Genomic DNA, 16,314 nt, shown 5'->3' on the forward strand with positions numbered 1-16,314 from the left:
TAATTAAACAAAGCGTGGCATATTATTTTATTGCGTGCCACGCTAAATCAAACTCTCCCTCCAGCGCATTATTAATTAACTGCTTATAAATTTTATTTACAGGAAAATTAATGAGTTTAGATAACTCATCACCTGTTTGCGTGAATTTATAATAGCTTAATACCAAGTCACTGCTTTTTGCTTTTAACGTTACTTTTTGCGATAAAAATGAAAGGGTAAGTTCTTGCCCCGCTTTAAGCACTGCAGATTCAATTTCTTTTCTATACAGTAAATTAAGATCCATAAGTGTTAAAATATCAGGAAAACTAATACCTGTTTTTCCTAAATTTAAAGATACTTTATTGCCTTTTCGTAGCAAATCAAACAATGACGGTTTTTTGTAAAAGCCGAGTAAAATAAAGTGGCTGTCGTCTTTTTCGTTATAGCCTGAGAGCGACACACATTTTTGCAAAGAGTCAGCTTCTCGCTGTGTCATATGCTTTAATGTTTGCAGGCTTTTAATTGAAAACGTACCAGGGTTGAGTGTTTCTCCCGTTAAAATTTTGGCCCATAAAGTTTGCATTGACGCATTTGAAGTATCTTCGCACAGTGCGATAAAATGCTCTACCCAGTCAGCATCGGGCTGTTTACTACTTGCTACATCGGGGCAAAACCCCATAGCCATTGCTAAAATTGACTCTATATTTTGTTGTTGTTTTATTAGTAGTAAATCTTGGCGCTTTTGGGCACGAGCTAAAACAGAGTTTTCACTGTTGATATGATAAAGCGGCTTAACTTGGCCTTTAATATCGTAATTTTGTTCGGGGGTAGGCAGTATTCCGTTACTGCCTATTTTTGTTATAGGGTAACCAAGTAAGGATTCGATAATGTTAGCAAGGTTAATTCTCGCTTGTGCTGTCTTTACTGGCATGGCTGTGCATTGTCCTTTGTGAATGACTAAGCTGAGCAACAGTTTTAAGGTTATTTAACCCCATTGAAACTGTATTACGGAGCACATATTCGCTCAAAATTGCGGTGTAACCCGATATTAAAGGGGCGGTTGTTTGTCCGTTAATCTTACATATTAAAGTGACGATACCGTTTTGCTCACTAAAATTAAAAGTCCCCCTAATAATATGCTCAGCATTTAAAAGTATATTAAAGCTGACCTTATTTTGACTCACCGAAGTTATGATCATTTCACCATACCCCCATTTTCCCTTCCAAGACTGATGAGCACCCAGGCCAGAGCTCGGTTCGCCCAAGGTAAAACGTATACTGGGGTCTACTTTTTCCCATGGAGACCATTTTTGCCATTGATTAAAGTCAGTAATAAGCGGTTTTACTGCGTGAATATTTGCATTGATTTCTATTGTTTTATTTACATTATAACTTTGGGGAAGTATCAGCCCTACCAGTACTAATACCAATAACAATAACAGTACGCCTTTGATTAATATTTTTAATGGTTTAATAAGCACACCTTTTATTAATTTTTTGAGTTGAAATACAACAACTTTTTATTAATCGACTATAGTATGAATTAGATTATAAACCAAAAATAATTTATAAATTGCTACCTAGGAGAGCGAATGTCGTCAGATCAAAACGATTTTTTATTTTTTGAACAAGACTATGGAGATGATGCAGTAATTGAGCCGACTAAGTTTTGGGATATTTTAATTGTTGATGACGAACCTGAGATCCACTCTGTAACAAAGTTGGCTTTGTCTGGCGTTGAGTTTTGGGGGGCAGGCTTGCGATTTCATGATGCCTATTCGGGCGCTGAAGCAATAGAGATTTTAGCTAAAAATAACAATATTTCAGTTATTTTTTTAGATGTTGTTATGGAAACTGACGATGCTGGCTTGCAGGTTGTAAAAAGGGTGCGTGACGAATTAAATAATCAACATGTAAGAATTATTTTAAGAACAGGCCAAGCTGGTAATACACCAGAGGAAAAAGTAATACGTGAGTACGACATAAATGATTATAAAACTAAAACAGAACTCACTCGCTCTAAATTAGTAACATCGCTCATAACCGCTATTCGCTCTTACGAGCAGGTATGCCAGCTTGAATATCAAAGTAATGCAATGAACACGATTGTTTCTGCATCAAAGTCTATTTTAGGGCTTACTGATATTAAGCAACTATGCAAAGAAATCATCAAGCACATGAGTATTATTTTAAAGTGTTCACCTCGAGGGCTTGTGTGCAGCAAATTAGATGGCGATGACTTTATTCAAGTTTTAGGTGGTTGTGGGCATTACGAAAATTACTTTGGTGAAAAATTAATTAATGTTGATAGCAAAGTATTTAAACAAGTCGAGTCGTGTTTTGATTTATCAAAGCATCAACATACAGACTCAAGTGCAACATTTGTATTAAAAAGTAAGCATAGAAAAGCGGCTTTATATATAGAATGTGACCATGTTCCTTTGCCAGCGCAGTTGCAGTTTGCTGAAATCTTTTTAACAAATGTGAGTGTGGCCCTGGATAATATAAGGCTGTTTGTAAAGTTAAGGGATGCAGCTTATAAAGATGTGCTTACAGGTATTTCAAATCGTACCAATTTTATTGAACGGGTAGAGCGTTATCAAAAACCGCACGTGAATGATTATGTATTTGTACTACTTGATATAGTTAATTTTGCAGATATTAATAACGGCTTAGGGCAAGAGGTCGGCAATAAAGTATTAATTGGCATTGTGCAAAGGTTAAAAGAAAACTACCCAACAGCTAAATTACTATCTCGTATTGGTGCTGATGTTTTTGGTTTTATTATTCGTCAAGGCGAACTCGACTTAAAAAAATTGAATGAGCAGTTAGGTGTTCCATTTTGCGCAGAAGAGCATACATTGCCTATCGATTTTAGATTGGGTTTATGCCAACAGCAAGACTTTCAAAGTAGCGGGATTGATACACTTAAAGTTGCTTATATTGCACTTAATCAAGCTAAAAAAACAAAACACAAAGAGGGAATTTATTACAATATCGACATGCAAGATAAAATGGCTTGGCGCATAGGAATTATTAGACAATTACGCCATGATTTTGCTCGAAACAAGTTAGAGGTATGGTATCAACCTCAACTTTCATTAGATGACTTGTCTTTAATTGGGTGTGAGGCATTACTTAGGTGGCCCACCGGTAATGGATCATATATATCGCCAGCGGTATTTGTTCCACTTGCAGAAGATGCGGGTTTGATTGTTGATATAGGGCAGTGGGTTTTAGAGCAAGCTTGCCAACAACAAAAGCGCCTAGAAAATATGGGTACCGAAATTTGTATTGCGGTTAATGTGTCTGTTCCGCAGTTTAAAGTAAAAGGTTATGCTCAAAACGTTAAAAATACATTATTAAAATATGGTGTTAAGCCAAAAAACATAGAATTAGAAGTCACTGAAAGCGTAGTAATGGATGAACTCGAAACTGTTATTAATACACTTAGAGAGCTTCAAGAGCTAGGGATGGAAGTTGCTATTGATGACTTTGGGACTGGCTTTTCATCGCTTAGTTATATACAAAGTTTACCCTTGGATAGATTGAAAATAGATCGTGCATTTATTAAAGATCTGCCAAATGATGACACTGGCGCTATTGCTGCCTTAGTTATTTCTCTTGGTGCTAAGTTGGGTTTAAAAACGATTGCTGAAGGCGTTGAAACACAAGAACAAGCCCAGTTCTTAAAAAACTTAGGCTGTGATGAGGTACAAGGTTTTATGTATGCTAAACCCATGCCTGAGCATGAATTGATAGAATTTATAAATAAACGCTAAAAAAGATTAACTTATTATTTAAGCTAATGAACGATTTAGAATTTAAAGCGCGATATGCTTTGACTACTTTGTATATATAAAGAATTTAGTAGGGTATAATTCGCGCCTTTTGTTATTCTACGGCCACAATTATGAGCACACTCAAAGCTAAGCGCGCCTTATTTTCATACCCTAAATACTGGGCTGAATGTTATGGCACCGCGCCATTTTTACCAACTACACGTGAAGAAATGGATGCACTTGGCTGGGATAGTTGCGACATAATAATAATTAGTGGCGATGCGTATGTTGACCATCCTAGTTTTGGTATGGCGGTAATCGGCCGTGTACTTGAAGCGCAAGGCTTTAGAGTGGGTATTATTGCCCAACCTGCATGGGACTCTAAAGATGCATTTATGGAGCTCGGCAGACCGAATTTATTTTTTGGTGTAACAGCCGGCAACATGGATTCGATGATCAACCGCTATACAGCGGAAAAACGCATGCGCCACGATGATGCTTACACGCCTAATAACGTTGGCGGTAAGCGCCCAGATCGCGCCGTGATGATTTACTCGCAAAAATGCCGTGAAGCATACAAAGGTATCCCAATTGTTATTGGCGGTATTGAAGCCAGCCTTCGCCGTATTGCTCATTACGACTATTGGCAGGAAAAAGTACGTCGTAGTATTTTGTTTGATGCAAAAGCCGATATTTTAATTTACGGTAACGCAGAGCGCCCGCTAGTTGAAGTTGCACACCGTATTGCGGCGGGTGAAACGATGGATACGATTCAGGATATTCGCGGCACCGCTGTTATTCGAAAAGAGCCTCTACCTGGTTGGCGTGGCAGTGATTCTACCGCTATTGATAAAATTGGTAAAATAGACCCTATTCCAAACCCATATGGCGCGGATGATGTTGGCTGTAGTAAATCTGAATTTAAACAAGCGGGTATTGATTTAAAAGCAGAAGCGGCAAAACCAATCATGGTTCAGCCTGCACGTCCTAAGCCGTGGGAAAAAACCTATGTTAAGTTACCTGCTTATGAGCAAGTAAGTGTTAACAAACCTTTATACGCCCATGCCTCGCGAATTTTACATCAAGAAACAAACCCTGGTTGTGCAAGGGCGCTTTACCAACGACATGGCGATCGCTCTATTTGGGTAAACCCGCCAGCATATCCATTAGAAACACATGAAATGGATGCTGTATTTGGTTTGCCGTATCAGCGTATTCCTCACCCAAGTTATGGTGATGCTAAAATCCCTGCTTACGATATGATTAAAACGTCTGTTAATATTATGCGTGGCTGTTTTGGTGGTTGTTCGTTTTGCTCAATTACAGAGCATGAAGGGCGCATTATTCAAAGTCGTTCACAAGAATCTATTATTGAAGAAATTGAACAAATTAGAGATAAAGTTCCCGGCTTTACTGGTGTTATTTCTGATTTAGGTGGCCCAACGGCGAATATGTATAAGCTGCGCTGTACGAGCAAAAAGGCCGAGAGTACCTGTAGACGCTTATCATGTGTGTATCCAGATATTTGTAAACACATGGATACAGATCATACGCCAACAATAGATTTATATAAAAAAGCACGTGAAGTTAAGGGTATTAAAAAGGTATTGATTGCTTCAGGTGTACGTTACGATTTAGCTATACGCGACCCGCGTTACGTTAAAGAATTAGTAACGCATCATGTAGGCGGTTACTTAAAAATAGCGCCAGAGCATACAGAGGATGGTCCATTATCAAAAATGATGAAACCAGGTATGGGAGCGTACGATCAATTTAAAGAACTATTTGATAAGTACTCTAAAGAAGCCGGTAAAAAGCAGTATTTAATTCCTTACTTTATATCTGCTCACCCAGGTACAAAAGATGAAGACATGGTAAACATGGCTTTATGGCTTAAATCAAACGACTTTAAGCTTGATCAGGTACAAAATTTTTACCCATCACCTATGGCTAATGCGACGACTATTTACCATACAGAGATGAACTCTTTACGTAATATAAAAAACAACTCAGAAGTTGTTCCAGTACCTAAAGGCGCACGCCAACGTAGATTACATAAAGCTATTTTACGCTACCACGATGCAGCTGGTTGGCCAATGATACGTGAAGCTCTACGTAAAATGGGTAAAGCTAATTTAATTGGTAAAGGGCCTAACTGTTTAGTGCCAGAAGAAGGGCGCGATGAAAAATCAGGTAAAGGTGGTAAAAAAGGTGGGCGTCCGGCACTAACGCGACATACCGGTTTTAGCCAATTTAAAAAGGCAAACACTAAGCCAAAAGTGGGCGGTAATCGTCAAAGCACACGTTAGTAATTTTATTTGCTAATAGATAAGGCTAATTGCGGTACGCGTTTTTTAGCTTTTGTATACGTAAATTAAGTCAGCTTTGCTCTTTATTATCTATATTATTGTAGGTGATAAAGGGTGAGGTTTTAGAGCCCCTCTCTTTAGATATCCTGTGCTAAGTTTAGTTTTTTTTAAAGCATTGATGATAACCACAAACGCAATTTAAGTGACCATAACGGCTGAATGCCGGTGAGTCCTTGCGTCATTTTATTATCTTTTAAGATTATATAAGATGGCGTGACTTGTCCCTGCCAATCGGAAAATATCTCCCCGTGTTGATCGTTAACAGTACTGAAGCTGTAGCCTTGCTCATTTAAATAATCATGCAGTTCTTGATCAGAGCCTGATTTTATCGCGATGCTCACGACGGGGTATTTATTCTCGTTTGCGAGTTCGTTTATGGCAGGGGAGGTAATACTACAAATAGGACACCAAGTTCCCCAAAAATACACAAGCGTGGGTTTATCTTGGCTCATTGCTGCTAAATCAATGTTTTGCCCTTTATAATCGATTAATTGTAATTGAGGATTTGCTGGCATGACAGGTTGCCGCCACCAATTGACGGCAGTATAAATGACAAAAAATATAGAGCCATATACCAATACACTTTTTAATATGGATACGCTTTTTTGTTTTAGCGTTTTTTTAGGTATGTCATTTTTATGTTTGGTATCCGTTGCCATAGTTACTGATTTACCCTAAGTGTTTTTGCTGTAGTTCTTTACATTTAAAGCGTTTAATTTAAATCAGCAACCATGTAGCAGTACCTAAAAAGGCGAATATACCAACAATATCAGTCACCGTGGTTAGCACCACACTCCCTGCAAGAGCAGGGTCTATATTCATTCTTTTAAGAATTATTGGAATACTTGCACCAGCAACACCTGCCACCACTAAGTTCATAAACATAGCGAAAGCGAGTACGCCACCAAGCATAAAGTCCCATTGCCATAGCGCAATAACACCCGCAATTAATAGTGACCACAAAATACCGTTTAGCGCGCCAATGGCCAGTTCTTTCATCATCAAGAAACGTTGGTTTGTTTGGTTTATATGACCTACTGCAATACCACGGATAACAAGCGTTAATGATTGGCTACCAGCAACACCACCCATAGAAGGGACAATACCGTTAAGCACAGCCAAAATAGGGAGCACATCTAAAGTGCCTTCAAAAAAGCTAGCTACAAAAGCAGCTGCAAGTGCGGTTAGTAAATTAACTCCTAGCCAAACTGAGCGTTTTTTAGAGCTTTTTAGTACAGGCGCGAATGTATCCTCTTCATCATCAAGACCGGCTAGGCTTAATAAGCTATGCTCGGCATCTTCTCGGATTACATCAACGATGTCATCGATAGTAACACGACCGAGGAGTTGGTCGTTATCGTCCACCACAGGGGCCGATATCCAATTATGACGCTCAAATAATTGCGCTACTTCACTTTCATCCATTGAGATTGGGATAGACTCACAATCTTCATCCATTAAATCGCGGACAATTTTTTCTGGTGGATTAGTTAATAATGTACTTAGCGATAAAGCGCCTATAAAGCAGTTATGTTTATCAACAACGTATAAATCATCTGTACCCTCTGGTAGTTCACCACGCAGTCTAATATAACGAAGTACAACATCGAGTGTTACATCAGGGCGAATGGTCACCGTATCGGTGTTCATTAGTGCACCAGCTGAACGCTCTTGATATGACAGTGCTTGCGTGGCACGTTCACGGTCTTGAATGTCCATCGCGCTAACAACGTCTTTATAGACGGTATCTGGCAGGCTACGTAATACTTCACCTAAGTCATCGTGGCCCATATCTTCAGTTGCGGCGGCAATGTGCTTAGGTTCCATTTGGGCAATAATGCCTAAACGAACATCTTCAGATAATTCTTCAAGAACATCACCTTGCACATCAGGATCGACCAATTGCCAAAGCAGTCGGCGAATTTTATGCGGTGATGATTCTAATAATAATGCGGTATCACAAGGAGCCGTTTTTGCGAGCATGCGCCTAACTTGAACAAACTGACCACTATTGAGTGACTTCGTCACCTGTTTTAGTTGCTGTAGTGGGTAATCTTGTTCAAAAGCTTCTGGCATTGGCGTCCTTTATAAATTGTTATATTACTTTATGGGGGGAGGTGAGTTAACTGGCGTTACTAACCTATTTATTTTATATGTCTGTTTTAATTGAAGCATTAGTAATGCGAATATTGTTTTTATAAAACAGGTTATTCTTGTTCATTAAAGCGTTGTGCTATTAATTCTCCAACAGCGTGTAAAGCTTGCTCAGAATCAGGGCCTTTACAAACAACTTTAACTTCTTTTCCTTGGCTACTTTCAAGTAACATTAATGCAAGTACGCTATCGCCTGCGGCTTCTTTGTCATCTTGGAATAATGTGATTGTCGCATCAAATTGTACTGCTAATTGCGCAAGCACAGTAGCTGCTCTGGCGTGTAAGCCTAATTTGTTTTTTATTAAAAAGGTATCTTCACAATGCATAACTTACTCTACCTAAGCTGAACAGGTGATTATTCAGCTATATTATTTTTCTTGTTCGCGATGGCGAATTTTTACATTGGGATGTGTCATTGCAAAACTTTCACCGATAGTTTGCGCTAAATACACAGAGCGATGTTGCCCGCCTGTACACCCAATAGCAATGGTTAAATAACTGCGGTTATTTCGCTCTAAATGCGGTAACCACGTTTGTACAAATGTTTGAATTTGCCATGTGAATTTTTGCACTATGCTGTGATTAGCTAAATAGTCTTTAACCGGTTGATCTAACCCATTTAAAGGCTTTAACTCTGGTTCCCAGTGTGGATTTGGTAAAAAGCGTGCATCAAATACGTAGTCTGCTTCTTTTGGTATACCGTGTTTAAAACCAAATGATTCAAATGTGACAATCAGTTGCTTATCTTTTTTACCTAAAATCTTTTCACGAATAGATTCAGCGAGTTGATGAACACTTAAATCAGTCGTATCTATCATAAAGTCGGCGCGAGTGGTTAATACATCAAGTAATTCTTTTTCTTTTTTGATGGCTAAATCAAGCGGCAACGAGTCTATTGATAGTGGGTGTAATCTGCGTGTTTCTGAAAAGCGTTTGATCAATGTCTGATCGTCGCTATCTAAATAAAACAACGTAGGGTTTGCAAAGCCTGGTAAGTATTCAAGAATATCGTTAAATTCATCTTGTTCTTTAGGGATGTTGCGCACATCTATGCTAACAGCAATTTTATCGTAGCTATCAGACACACTGCGAACTAATGAAGGTAGTAGGTTTACTGGAATATTATCTACGCAATAATAACCTAAATCTTCTACAACGCGCAAAGCAACCGACTTTCCAGAACCAGAACGGCCGCTTATGATAATTAACTCCATTTAACACCCTTTATAAAACTATGATTGATCGACAATAACTTGGTAAAGCTCAGTATCAGATTTTGCACTGCGTAACTGTTTACAAAAATCTTTGTTGTTTAGTTTATCAGCAATGGTTGCTAGAGTCTTTAAGTGCTGTTGGTTATCGCCATCTGGTACGATGAGTGCGACAAAAATATCAACAGGGCGATTATCGATTGCATCAAAGTTTATTGGAGTTTCGCTAACGAGCACTAAAGCCAAAGGCTCTTCTGCACCGCTCATTCTTCCATGAGGAATAGCAATGCCACGCCCTATACCTGTACTACCTAATTTCTCTCTGCTCATTAAAGCATTAAGAATATCTTGTTGCGGTAAATACGGAAGTTTGTCGTGAGCAAGTTCGCTAATGAACTCTAAAATTCTTTTTTTGCTATTAAAAAGGACCGCAGCTTTGCTGCAGTCCTGGCATATAAGTGAACTTAATTTCATCATATTAGTGTCGAGCAAGCTTCTCTTTGTGTTTGATTACTTGGCGATCGAGCTTGTCGATCAACGAGTCAATAGCGGCATACATATCTTGATGTTCTGTAGAGGCAAATAGCTCAGCACCGCTTACGTGTATTGTGGCTTCTGCTTTTTGATTTAATTTTTCTACATCGAGAATGACATGAACATTATTTATATGATCAGAGTGTCTTTCAAGCTTCGCAAATTTAGTATTAATATAGTCTCTTAGTGAATCGGTTAATTCTACGTGACGACCAGTTAAGTTTAGTTGCATAAGCATTACCCTCTTAGTTTAGCGTCTTAAATCAGACTTTTACGCTGATTTGACGGTGGAATAGCAAGAGATTCGCGGTATTTTGCGATTGTACGTCTTGCTACTTTAATTCCTTGCTCAGCCAATATATCCGCTATTTTGCTATCACTCAATGGTTTTGCTGAGTTTTCTGCTGCGATTAATTTTCGGATAAGCGCACGTATTGCTGTAGATGAACATTCACCACCGTTTTCAGTACTTACATGGCTTGAGAAAAAGTATTTAAGCTCAAATATACCACGGGGTGTATGCATGTACTTTTGAGTAGTTACGCGTGAAATTGTCGATTCGTGCATTTCTACCATTTCAGCGACATCATTTAAAACCATTGGTTTCATGGCTTCAGGGCCATGTTCAAAAAAGCCTTGTTGTTGCTTAACAATACAATTAGTAACTTTTAATAGCGTGTCGTTTCTACTTTCTAAGCTTTTAATAAACCATTTAGCTTCTTGTAAATGTGAGCGAATAAACTGGCTGTCGCCACTTGATTTTACAGTGCGAGACATTGCCGCGTATTGGCTATTAACACGAATTTTAGGCATGCTATCTGGGTTTAATTCAACAACCCAGCGGCCTTTAATTTTTTTAACTGACACATCAGGAATAACATACTCAGATTCTTCCCTTACAATAGTATCTGCAGGTTTTGGGTTGAGAGTATGTATTAGTGTCATTACTTCTTTAAGCTCTTCTTCTTTGAGCTTAGTTTTTTTCATTAATGTACGATAGTCGCGAGCTGCTAATAGATCAATATGCTCGGTTAAAATCATTTTCGTTTCATTAATGTAAGGTGTTTCTTTATCAAATTGATTAAGCTGAATACACAAACACTCTTGTAAACTACGTGCAGCAATACCAACAGGATCAAACAGTTGGATGCGTTTTAATACCGCTTCAATTTCATCAAGTTCAACTTCGTTATCATCTTCGTTTTCTTGATTAAAGCTTTCTAAAATTTCTTCGCAACTGAGAGTTAAAATACCTGAATCATCGACAGCTTCTACAATCGCAATAGCGATGGCTTCATCGGTAGGGCTAAATGGCGTTAGTTGTAATTGCCACATTAAATACTCATGGAGCGTTTCAGTAGAGGCGCCTTGGTATATAGATTCATCTTCAGGCATTGGACCTGATGAGGCTGCAGGAGCGGCACTCATGTACTCATCCCAACTAACATCCATAGCCATGTCGTCACTTAGCGTGTCTTTTGCAAGTGCTTCACCAGTATCTTGTTCGTATTCGCTCGGAGCATCATCAGCAGATGCGCTAACAGTTATGTCATCGGTATCAGCTTTTTGCTCGTTTTTACCAGCAGCGTCTTCAGAATAGTCTGCCTCTTCAACCTCTAATAGTGGATTACTGTCGAGAGCTTCTTGTATTTCTTGCTGGAGATCCAATGTACTGAGTTGCAACAAACGAATAGCTTGTTGCAACTGTGGAGTCATTGTAAGTTGCTGGCCCATGCGCAGCTGTAGTGATTGCCTCATGTATCTCTAACAATCCTTTTATGTTGTTATAATTAATACTAGCAGATGCTTAAAGACATGGCGTAAATGTTACAGCCTAAATTGCTCGCCTAAGTAAACATCGCGTACTGTTTTATCATTTAATACGTGTTCTGGAGTACCTGATGCAATCAGCTCCCCATGAGAAACAATGTAGGCTTTTTCACAAACATCAAGGGTCTCTCTTACGTTATGGTCGGTAATTAAGACACCAATCCCACGATTTTTAAGATGTTCTATTATTTTCTTTATATCTAATACCGAAATAGGGTCAACACCGGCAAACGGTTCATCCAGTAATATAAATTTAGGATCTGCTGCCAGTGCTCGTGCTATTTCTACACGACGACGTTCTCCACCCGATAATGCCATACCTTGGCTATCACGAATGTGTTGTATGCTAAATTCATCTAATAAGTTATTGAGTGTGTCTTCTCTGGCTTGTTTATTTAGTTCTTTGCGCGTTTCTAAAATGGCCATTAAGTTTTGATAAACAGTCAGCTTTCTAAAAATCGATGACTCTTGTGGTAAGTAGCCTATGCCTAATCTAGCACGACTATGCATAGGTAAAAGAGTAATATCGTTATCATCAATAGATATTTTACCTTTGTCGCTAGGAACAAGCCCTACAATCATATAAAAAGTCGTTGTTTTACCAGCACCGTTAGGGCCAAGTAAGCCAACTATACTGCCAGCTTGTACTTCAAGGCCGACGTTTTTTACAACTTCACGACCTTTATAGCTTTTTGCCAATAGTTCTGCTTTTAATGTGCTCATGGTTGACCTTTATCGCCTTTTTTACTTTTTTTAGTTTCGATCGGTACTAAAATTGTGTGAACGCGGTCAGTTGAGTTTTCATCTTTTTCGGCACTGATTAGCTGCTGCTCTATATCGTAGGTAATGCTTTTAGCATTTATTTTTTGTCCCGCTTGCGATACTTGTGCATTACCAACAAGCGTTAAAAAACGCTTAGATACATCATAACGTACTTCGTCAGCACTGGCGCTCATAGTCGTGCCATCTGATTGCTTTTCTTCAAAGTGCGCAGGGCTACCTGTGGCAATTAATAATTGTTTATTATCACCAAGTTCATCACGTTTGTGCACTTCGAGGCGATCGGCTGTAATGCGGCGATTACCGTGAATAATCTCAACGTTTTTCTCAAAAATACCCACATTAGCTTTTAATTGACCTTCTTGCTTGTCGGCACTTATTGAAATTTGATTGGCAGCAGGTTGCGTGTTTTGTTCTGCAGCACTACTATTAAACGCTAGTATAAGTGTAGGAATTATAAGTGATTTTAATATTTTATTGGTCATAGTATATGGTTCGCGTATGGTTAATTAGTTTTATCACTTCGGTTTTTAAGTCGGCTTCTAGGCCTTTACCGGTGATTTTTAAATTCGGTCCAGTGATAATGACGGGTTGCTCCGAACGCATTGTTAGTAACTTTATATCAACCTGAATATTATCAGCATTGATTTTGTCTATCATGGCGTTATCGGTTAAATTTTTGGCAACCACATTACCTTCTAAAATTAATTGTTTATCTTCGTATAATGTTGCTTCGTCTGCATTTATTTGCCACGTTTGTTGTTCGTTATATAAAGTAAAAATGGGTTTTTCGAAAAACGTGAAACCTAATTGCTGGTATAGCTCCATTTTAGCCGCAGTGACTTTGTGGCTAATTTTACCTTGCTCATCATAGGCTGTCTGTTTGAGCTCAATAGCTATGTAATCAGGCTTAGCAATAACTTCTGGCTCAGCCTGAGGCACAATATTTGTTTGTGTAAAATAAGGGTACCAAAGCCAAACCATACAGCTAATGAATAAAACGCTTAATATTATGCGCGCTGCATTCATGAACTAGTGCCTTGTGTAGTCAATGCTTTACCATTTTCAAGCATGAGCAAATCGGTGAGTTCTCTCACAGCACCAAAACCACCAGGCATTTGCGTTACATAGTGTGACAAACGCTTAATAAGTGGGTGGGCATCATTTACTGCAACGGCAAAGCCTACTAACTCCATAACAGGCATGTCAGGACCGTCATCACCAATATAAGCAATTTGTTCATCGCTAAGGTTGAGTTTATCTTTTAATTCTTGATAGGCAATGAGCTTATTTTCTTGGCCTTGATAAATATGCTGTACGGTTAAGCTGCTCATACGTTGTTGTACTATCTGTGAATGACGACCAGTAATAACAGCTACTTCAAAGCCACTGTTTATAAGTGCTTTAATGCCAAAACCATCTTTTGTATTAAATGCTTTTAGCTCTTCACCTTGATTGCCAAGGTAAATACGGCCATCAGAAAATACACCATCAATATCGCATATAAGTAGTTTTACTTTTTTAGCGCGTGCTTTTGCATCATCGCTCAGCGGTTGATAGAGTTCTTCAAATTGCATTTATAACACTCCTGCTTTTAATAGGTCTTGCATATTTAATGCGCCAATAGGTTGGTTTTTCTCATTGACGACGATTAGGCCATTTATACGTTTACGTTCCATAATATTGAGCGCTTCAGCGGCTAAAATATCTTGCGTAGCTGTAGTACATGACTTAGTCATAACAACATCTATTTGTGTTGTATGAATATCAATTCTTTGTTCTAAAATGCGACGTAAATCACCATCGGTAAACAACCCTACGAGTTGCTGATTTTCATCAACAATGGCTGTCATACCTAACCCTTTAGCTGACATTTCTATTAGGGCATCTTTAACTGTTTGTGAAACATCAATAATAGGTGTATTTGCGCCGCTGTGCATAACATCTTTTAAAGTAAGTAATAAGCGCTTGCCTAAACTACCACCTGGGTGAGATAGCGCGAAGTCATCAGCTGTAAAGCCGCGAGCTTCTAATAATGCAACTGCCATGGCATCGCCCATCGCAAGCGTTGCAGTGGTACTTGATGTAGGGGCTAGACCCAATGAACAGGCTTCTTTTTCTACTTTAATACACACATGTACATTAGCAAGGGCCGCCATGGTTGATTGTGTATTGCCAGTCATTGCTATCATTTTGGCACCAAGCCGTTTTAAAACCGGAATGATATTTAAAACTTCGCTGGTTTCCCCTGAATTAGAAATAAGCATAACCACGTCATTTTTAGTGATCATACCTAAATCACCATGACTTGCTTCACCAGGGTGAACAAAAAACGCTGGGCTGCCAGTACTTGCAAGGGTTGCCGCTATTTTATTGCCAATATGGCCTGATTTTCCCATGCCAATGACAATAATACGGCCTTCACAATCGTACATTAATTGGCACGCATTATGAAAATTTTCATCTACATATTGTGCAATATCACTAAGTGCTTGGCGCTCAACATCTAAAACGCGAAGGCCTTGTTCAATAAAGTTTAGCGTTGCCATCATTTACCCTACTTGACTAAAAATATACCCTTGGTAACCCAAAAACGCTATTAGCAATAAGCCGCCTTCTACCCTATTGATACGCTGGGTGCCTCTAAAGTTCAATGACATAATAATAAGAGCAAGTGTTGCACCAATCATAATTAATATATCTCGGCTTACTAACGATGGATCAATTGCTGAAGGATTAATAATACCTGCTAGAGGTAATACAGCTAAAATATTAAATATGTTTGAGCCAACAATATTACCTAGTGCTAAATCATCTTCATTTTTAAGTACGCCTGCAACCGAGGCGGCAAGTTCAGGCAAGCTAGTACCAATAGCAATAATTGTTAAACCAATGACTAAGTCGCTTAAGCCGAAGTATTTAGCAATATCAACAGCTGAGCCGATTAAAAAATGAGAACTAACCGGCAGGAGTATCATGCCGACAATTAACCAAAATACCGCTTTTTTAGTAGGTACATCGTTTGGTACATCGTCGCAGGCTTCTGAGACAAATGGGTCATCTTGGTTTTTTGCACGCATAGATACAATAATTAACCCACCGATGAATACGATAAAGCCAACTAAAAGCGCAACACCTTCACTAAATGAAAAGTAGTTATCTGAGAACACATACCAAGTAGCTAAAGATACGAGCATAACTAATGGCATTTCACGTTTTAACGTACTAGATGAAACTGAAAGAGGGCGAAATAGAGCAGTGATACCTAACACAAGTAAAATGTTTGTAATATTAGAGCCAACAGCATTGCCAACCGCTGTGTCGGTTTTGTTAGCTAGAGCGGCAGAGGCTGAAACCATCATTTCAGGGGCTGAAGAGCCCATGGCTACAACGGTCAAACCAACAATAAGTGTAGGTACACCAAAGTTTTTAGCAAGAGCCGCAGCCCCATAAACAAACCTATCGGCACTCCAAACAAGAGCTGCAAAACCAAGAATTAAAATAACAAACGAGGTAACCATTGTGTTAAGCCAGTTATACAAAATACGGATGGCGCGAATAGTAACAAAAGCCAAGATGAAAGTATAAATAAAAGAGTAAGGTCAACTAGGTAACAATGTTGCTTTTAAACAGCTAATTTAAAAATTTAAGCTGGGGTTAAGCTGTTTTAAGCGA

The 16,314-nt window shown here is 38.8% G+C and carries 17 protein-coding genes; 2 read left to right on the plus strand and 15 right to left on the minus strand.

Going from position 1 to position 16,314, the window contains the following annotated elements; all coding sequences use genetic code 11:
* Nucleotides 1–22: 22 nt before the first annotated feature.
* Both FFU37_RS01425 and FFU37_RS01430 read right to left on the minus strand, forming a co-directional pair.
* Complete coding sequence (locus FFU37_RS01425) at nucleotides 23–910, minus strand: TIGR03899 family protein (RefSeq protein WP_002957930.1); 888 nt, start codon at nucleotides 908–910, stop codon at nucleotides 23–25.
* On the minus strand, nucleotides 879–1,460 hold the full coding sequence (locus tag FFU37_RS01430) for an SRPBCC family protein (protein WP_138488537.1): 582 nt from the start codon (nucleotides 1,458–1,460) through the stop codon (nucleotides 879–881). Before FFU37_RS01430 ends, FFU37_RS01425 begins: the two co-directional genes overlap by 32 nt.
* Before the next feature lie 111 nt (nucleotides 1,461–1,571).
* On the opposite strand from FFU37_RS01430, the gene FFU37_RS01435 reads away from it, so the two are divergent.
* Nucleotides 1,572–3,761: a bifunctional diguanylate cyclase/phosphodiesterase gene (locus FFU37_RS01435; RefSeq protein ID WP_138488538.1), complete on the plus strand. Its 2,190-nt coding sequence runs from the start codon at nucleotides 1,572–1,574 to the stop codon at nucleotides 3,759–3,761.
* 131 nt (nucleotides 3,762–3,892) lie between these two features.
* Nucleotides 3,893–6,070, plus strand: coding sequence for a YgiQ family radical SAM protein (locus FFU37_RS01440; RefSeq protein ID WP_138488539.1), 2,178 nt, complete (start codon nucleotides 3,893–3,895; stop codon nucleotides 6,068–6,070).
* A gap of 167 nt (nucleotides 6,071–6,237) precedes the next feature.
* Here the strand turns inward: FFU37_RS01440 and FFU37_RS01445 are convergent, their stop codons facing one another.
* The 13 genes from FFU37_RS01445 to FFU37_RS01505 all read right to left on the minus strand — a co-directional run bounded on the left by FFU37_RS01445 (nucleotide 6,238) and on the right by FFU37_RS01505 (nucleotide 16,160).
* Nucleotides 6,238–6,645, minus strand: a complete 408-nt coding sequence (locus FFU37_RS01445) for a protein disulfide oxidoreductase (RefSeq protein ID WP_239022708.1) — start codon at nucleotides 6,643–6,645, stop codon at nucleotides 6,238–6,240.
* Between the two features lie 202 nt (nucleotides 6,646–6,847).
* Nucleotides 6,848–8,206, minus strand: coding sequence for a magnesium transporter (mgtE, locus tag FFU37_RS01450; RefSeq protein ID WP_002957935.1), 1,359 nt, complete (start codon nucleotides 8,204–8,206; stop codon nucleotides 6,848–6,850).
* 131 nt (nucleotides 8,207–8,337) lie between these two features.
* On the minus strand, nucleotides 8,338–8,610 hold the full coding sequence (locus tag FFU37_RS01455) for an HPr family phosphocarrier protein (protein ID WP_002957937.1): 273 nt from the start codon (nucleotides 8,608–8,610) through the stop codon (nucleotides 8,338–8,340).
* A 42-nt stretch (nucleotides 8,611–8,652) separates the two neighbouring features.
* Nucleotides 8,653–9,498 (minus strand): RNase adapter RapZ, encoded by an 846-nt coding sequence (gene rapZ, locus FFU37_RS01460; protein ID WP_002957938.1) that lies wholly within the window; start codon nucleotides 9,496–9,498, stop codon nucleotides 8,653–8,655.
* Nucleotides 9,499–9,516: 18 nt separating this feature from the next.
* Nucleotides 9,517–9,969, minus strand: coding sequence for a PTS IIA-like nitrogen regulatory protein PtsN (gene ptsN, locus FFU37_RS01465; protein ID WP_024595797.1), 453 nt, complete (start codon nucleotides 9,967–9,969; stop codon nucleotides 9,517–9,519).
* Between the two features lie 4 nt (nucleotides 9,970–9,973).
* Entirely contained in the window at nucleotides 9,974–10,261 is a 288-nt protein-coding gene (hpf, locus tag FFU37_RS01470) for a ribosome hibernation promoting factor (RefSeq protein ID WP_007580301.1), read from the minus strand.
* A 26-nt stretch (nucleotides 10,262–10,287) separates the two neighbouring features.
* Nucleotides 10,288–11,787 (minus strand): RNA polymerase factor sigma-54, encoded by a 1,500-nt coding sequence (locus FFU37_RS01475; protein WP_002957941.1) that lies wholly within the window; start codon nucleotides 11,785–11,787, stop codon nucleotides 10,288–10,290.
* A 69-nt stretch (nucleotides 11,788–11,856) separates the two neighbouring features.
* Nucleotides 11,857–12,582, minus strand: coding sequence for an LPS export ABC transporter ATP-binding protein (gene lptB / locus FFU37_RS01480; protein ID WP_002957942.1), 726 nt, complete (start codon nucleotides 12,580–12,582; stop codon nucleotides 11,857–11,859).
* Nucleotides 12,579–13,124 (minus strand): lipopolysaccharide transport periplasmic protein LptA, encoded by a 546-nt coding sequence (lptA, locus tag FFU37_RS01485; RefSeq protein ID WP_002957943.1) that lies wholly within the window; start codon nucleotides 13,122–13,124, stop codon nucleotides 12,579–12,581. The genes lptB and lptA overlap by 4 nt, the downstream gene beginning before the upstream one ends.
* Nucleotides 13,114–13,668, minus strand: a complete 555-nt coding sequence (gene lptC, locus FFU37_RS01490) for an LPS export ABC transporter periplasmic protein LptC (RefSeq protein WP_024606357.1) — start codon at nucleotides 13,666–13,668, stop codon at nucleotides 13,114–13,116. Before lptC ends, lptA begins: the two co-directional genes overlap by 11 nt.
* Entirely contained in the window at nucleotides 13,665–14,216 is a 552-nt protein-coding gene (gene kdsC, locus FFU37_RS01495) for a 3-deoxy-manno-octulosonate-8-phosphatase KdsC (protein WP_007580311.1), read from the minus strand. The genes lptC and kdsC overlap by 4 nt, the downstream gene beginning before the upstream one ends.
* Complete coding sequence (locus tag FFU37_RS01500) at nucleotides 14,217–15,188, minus strand: KpsF/GutQ family sugar-phosphate isomerase (RefSeq protein WP_138489995.1); 972 nt, start codon at nucleotides 15,186–15,188, stop codon at nucleotides 14,217–14,219.
* Between the two features lie 3 nt (nucleotides 15,189–15,191).
* Entirely contained in the window at nucleotides 15,192–16,160 is a 969-nt protein-coding gene (locus tag FFU37_RS01505) for a calcium/sodium antiporter (RefSeq protein ID WP_002957947.1), read from the minus strand.
* Nucleotides 16,161–16,314: the final 154 nt, after the last annotated feature.

Source organism: Pseudoalteromonas distincta (assembly GCF_005877035.1).
In the GTDB taxonomy this organism is placed as follows: domain Bacteria; phylum Pseudomonadota; class Gammaproteobacteria; order Enterobacterales; family Alteromonadaceae; genus Pseudoalteromonas; species Pseudoalteromonas distincta.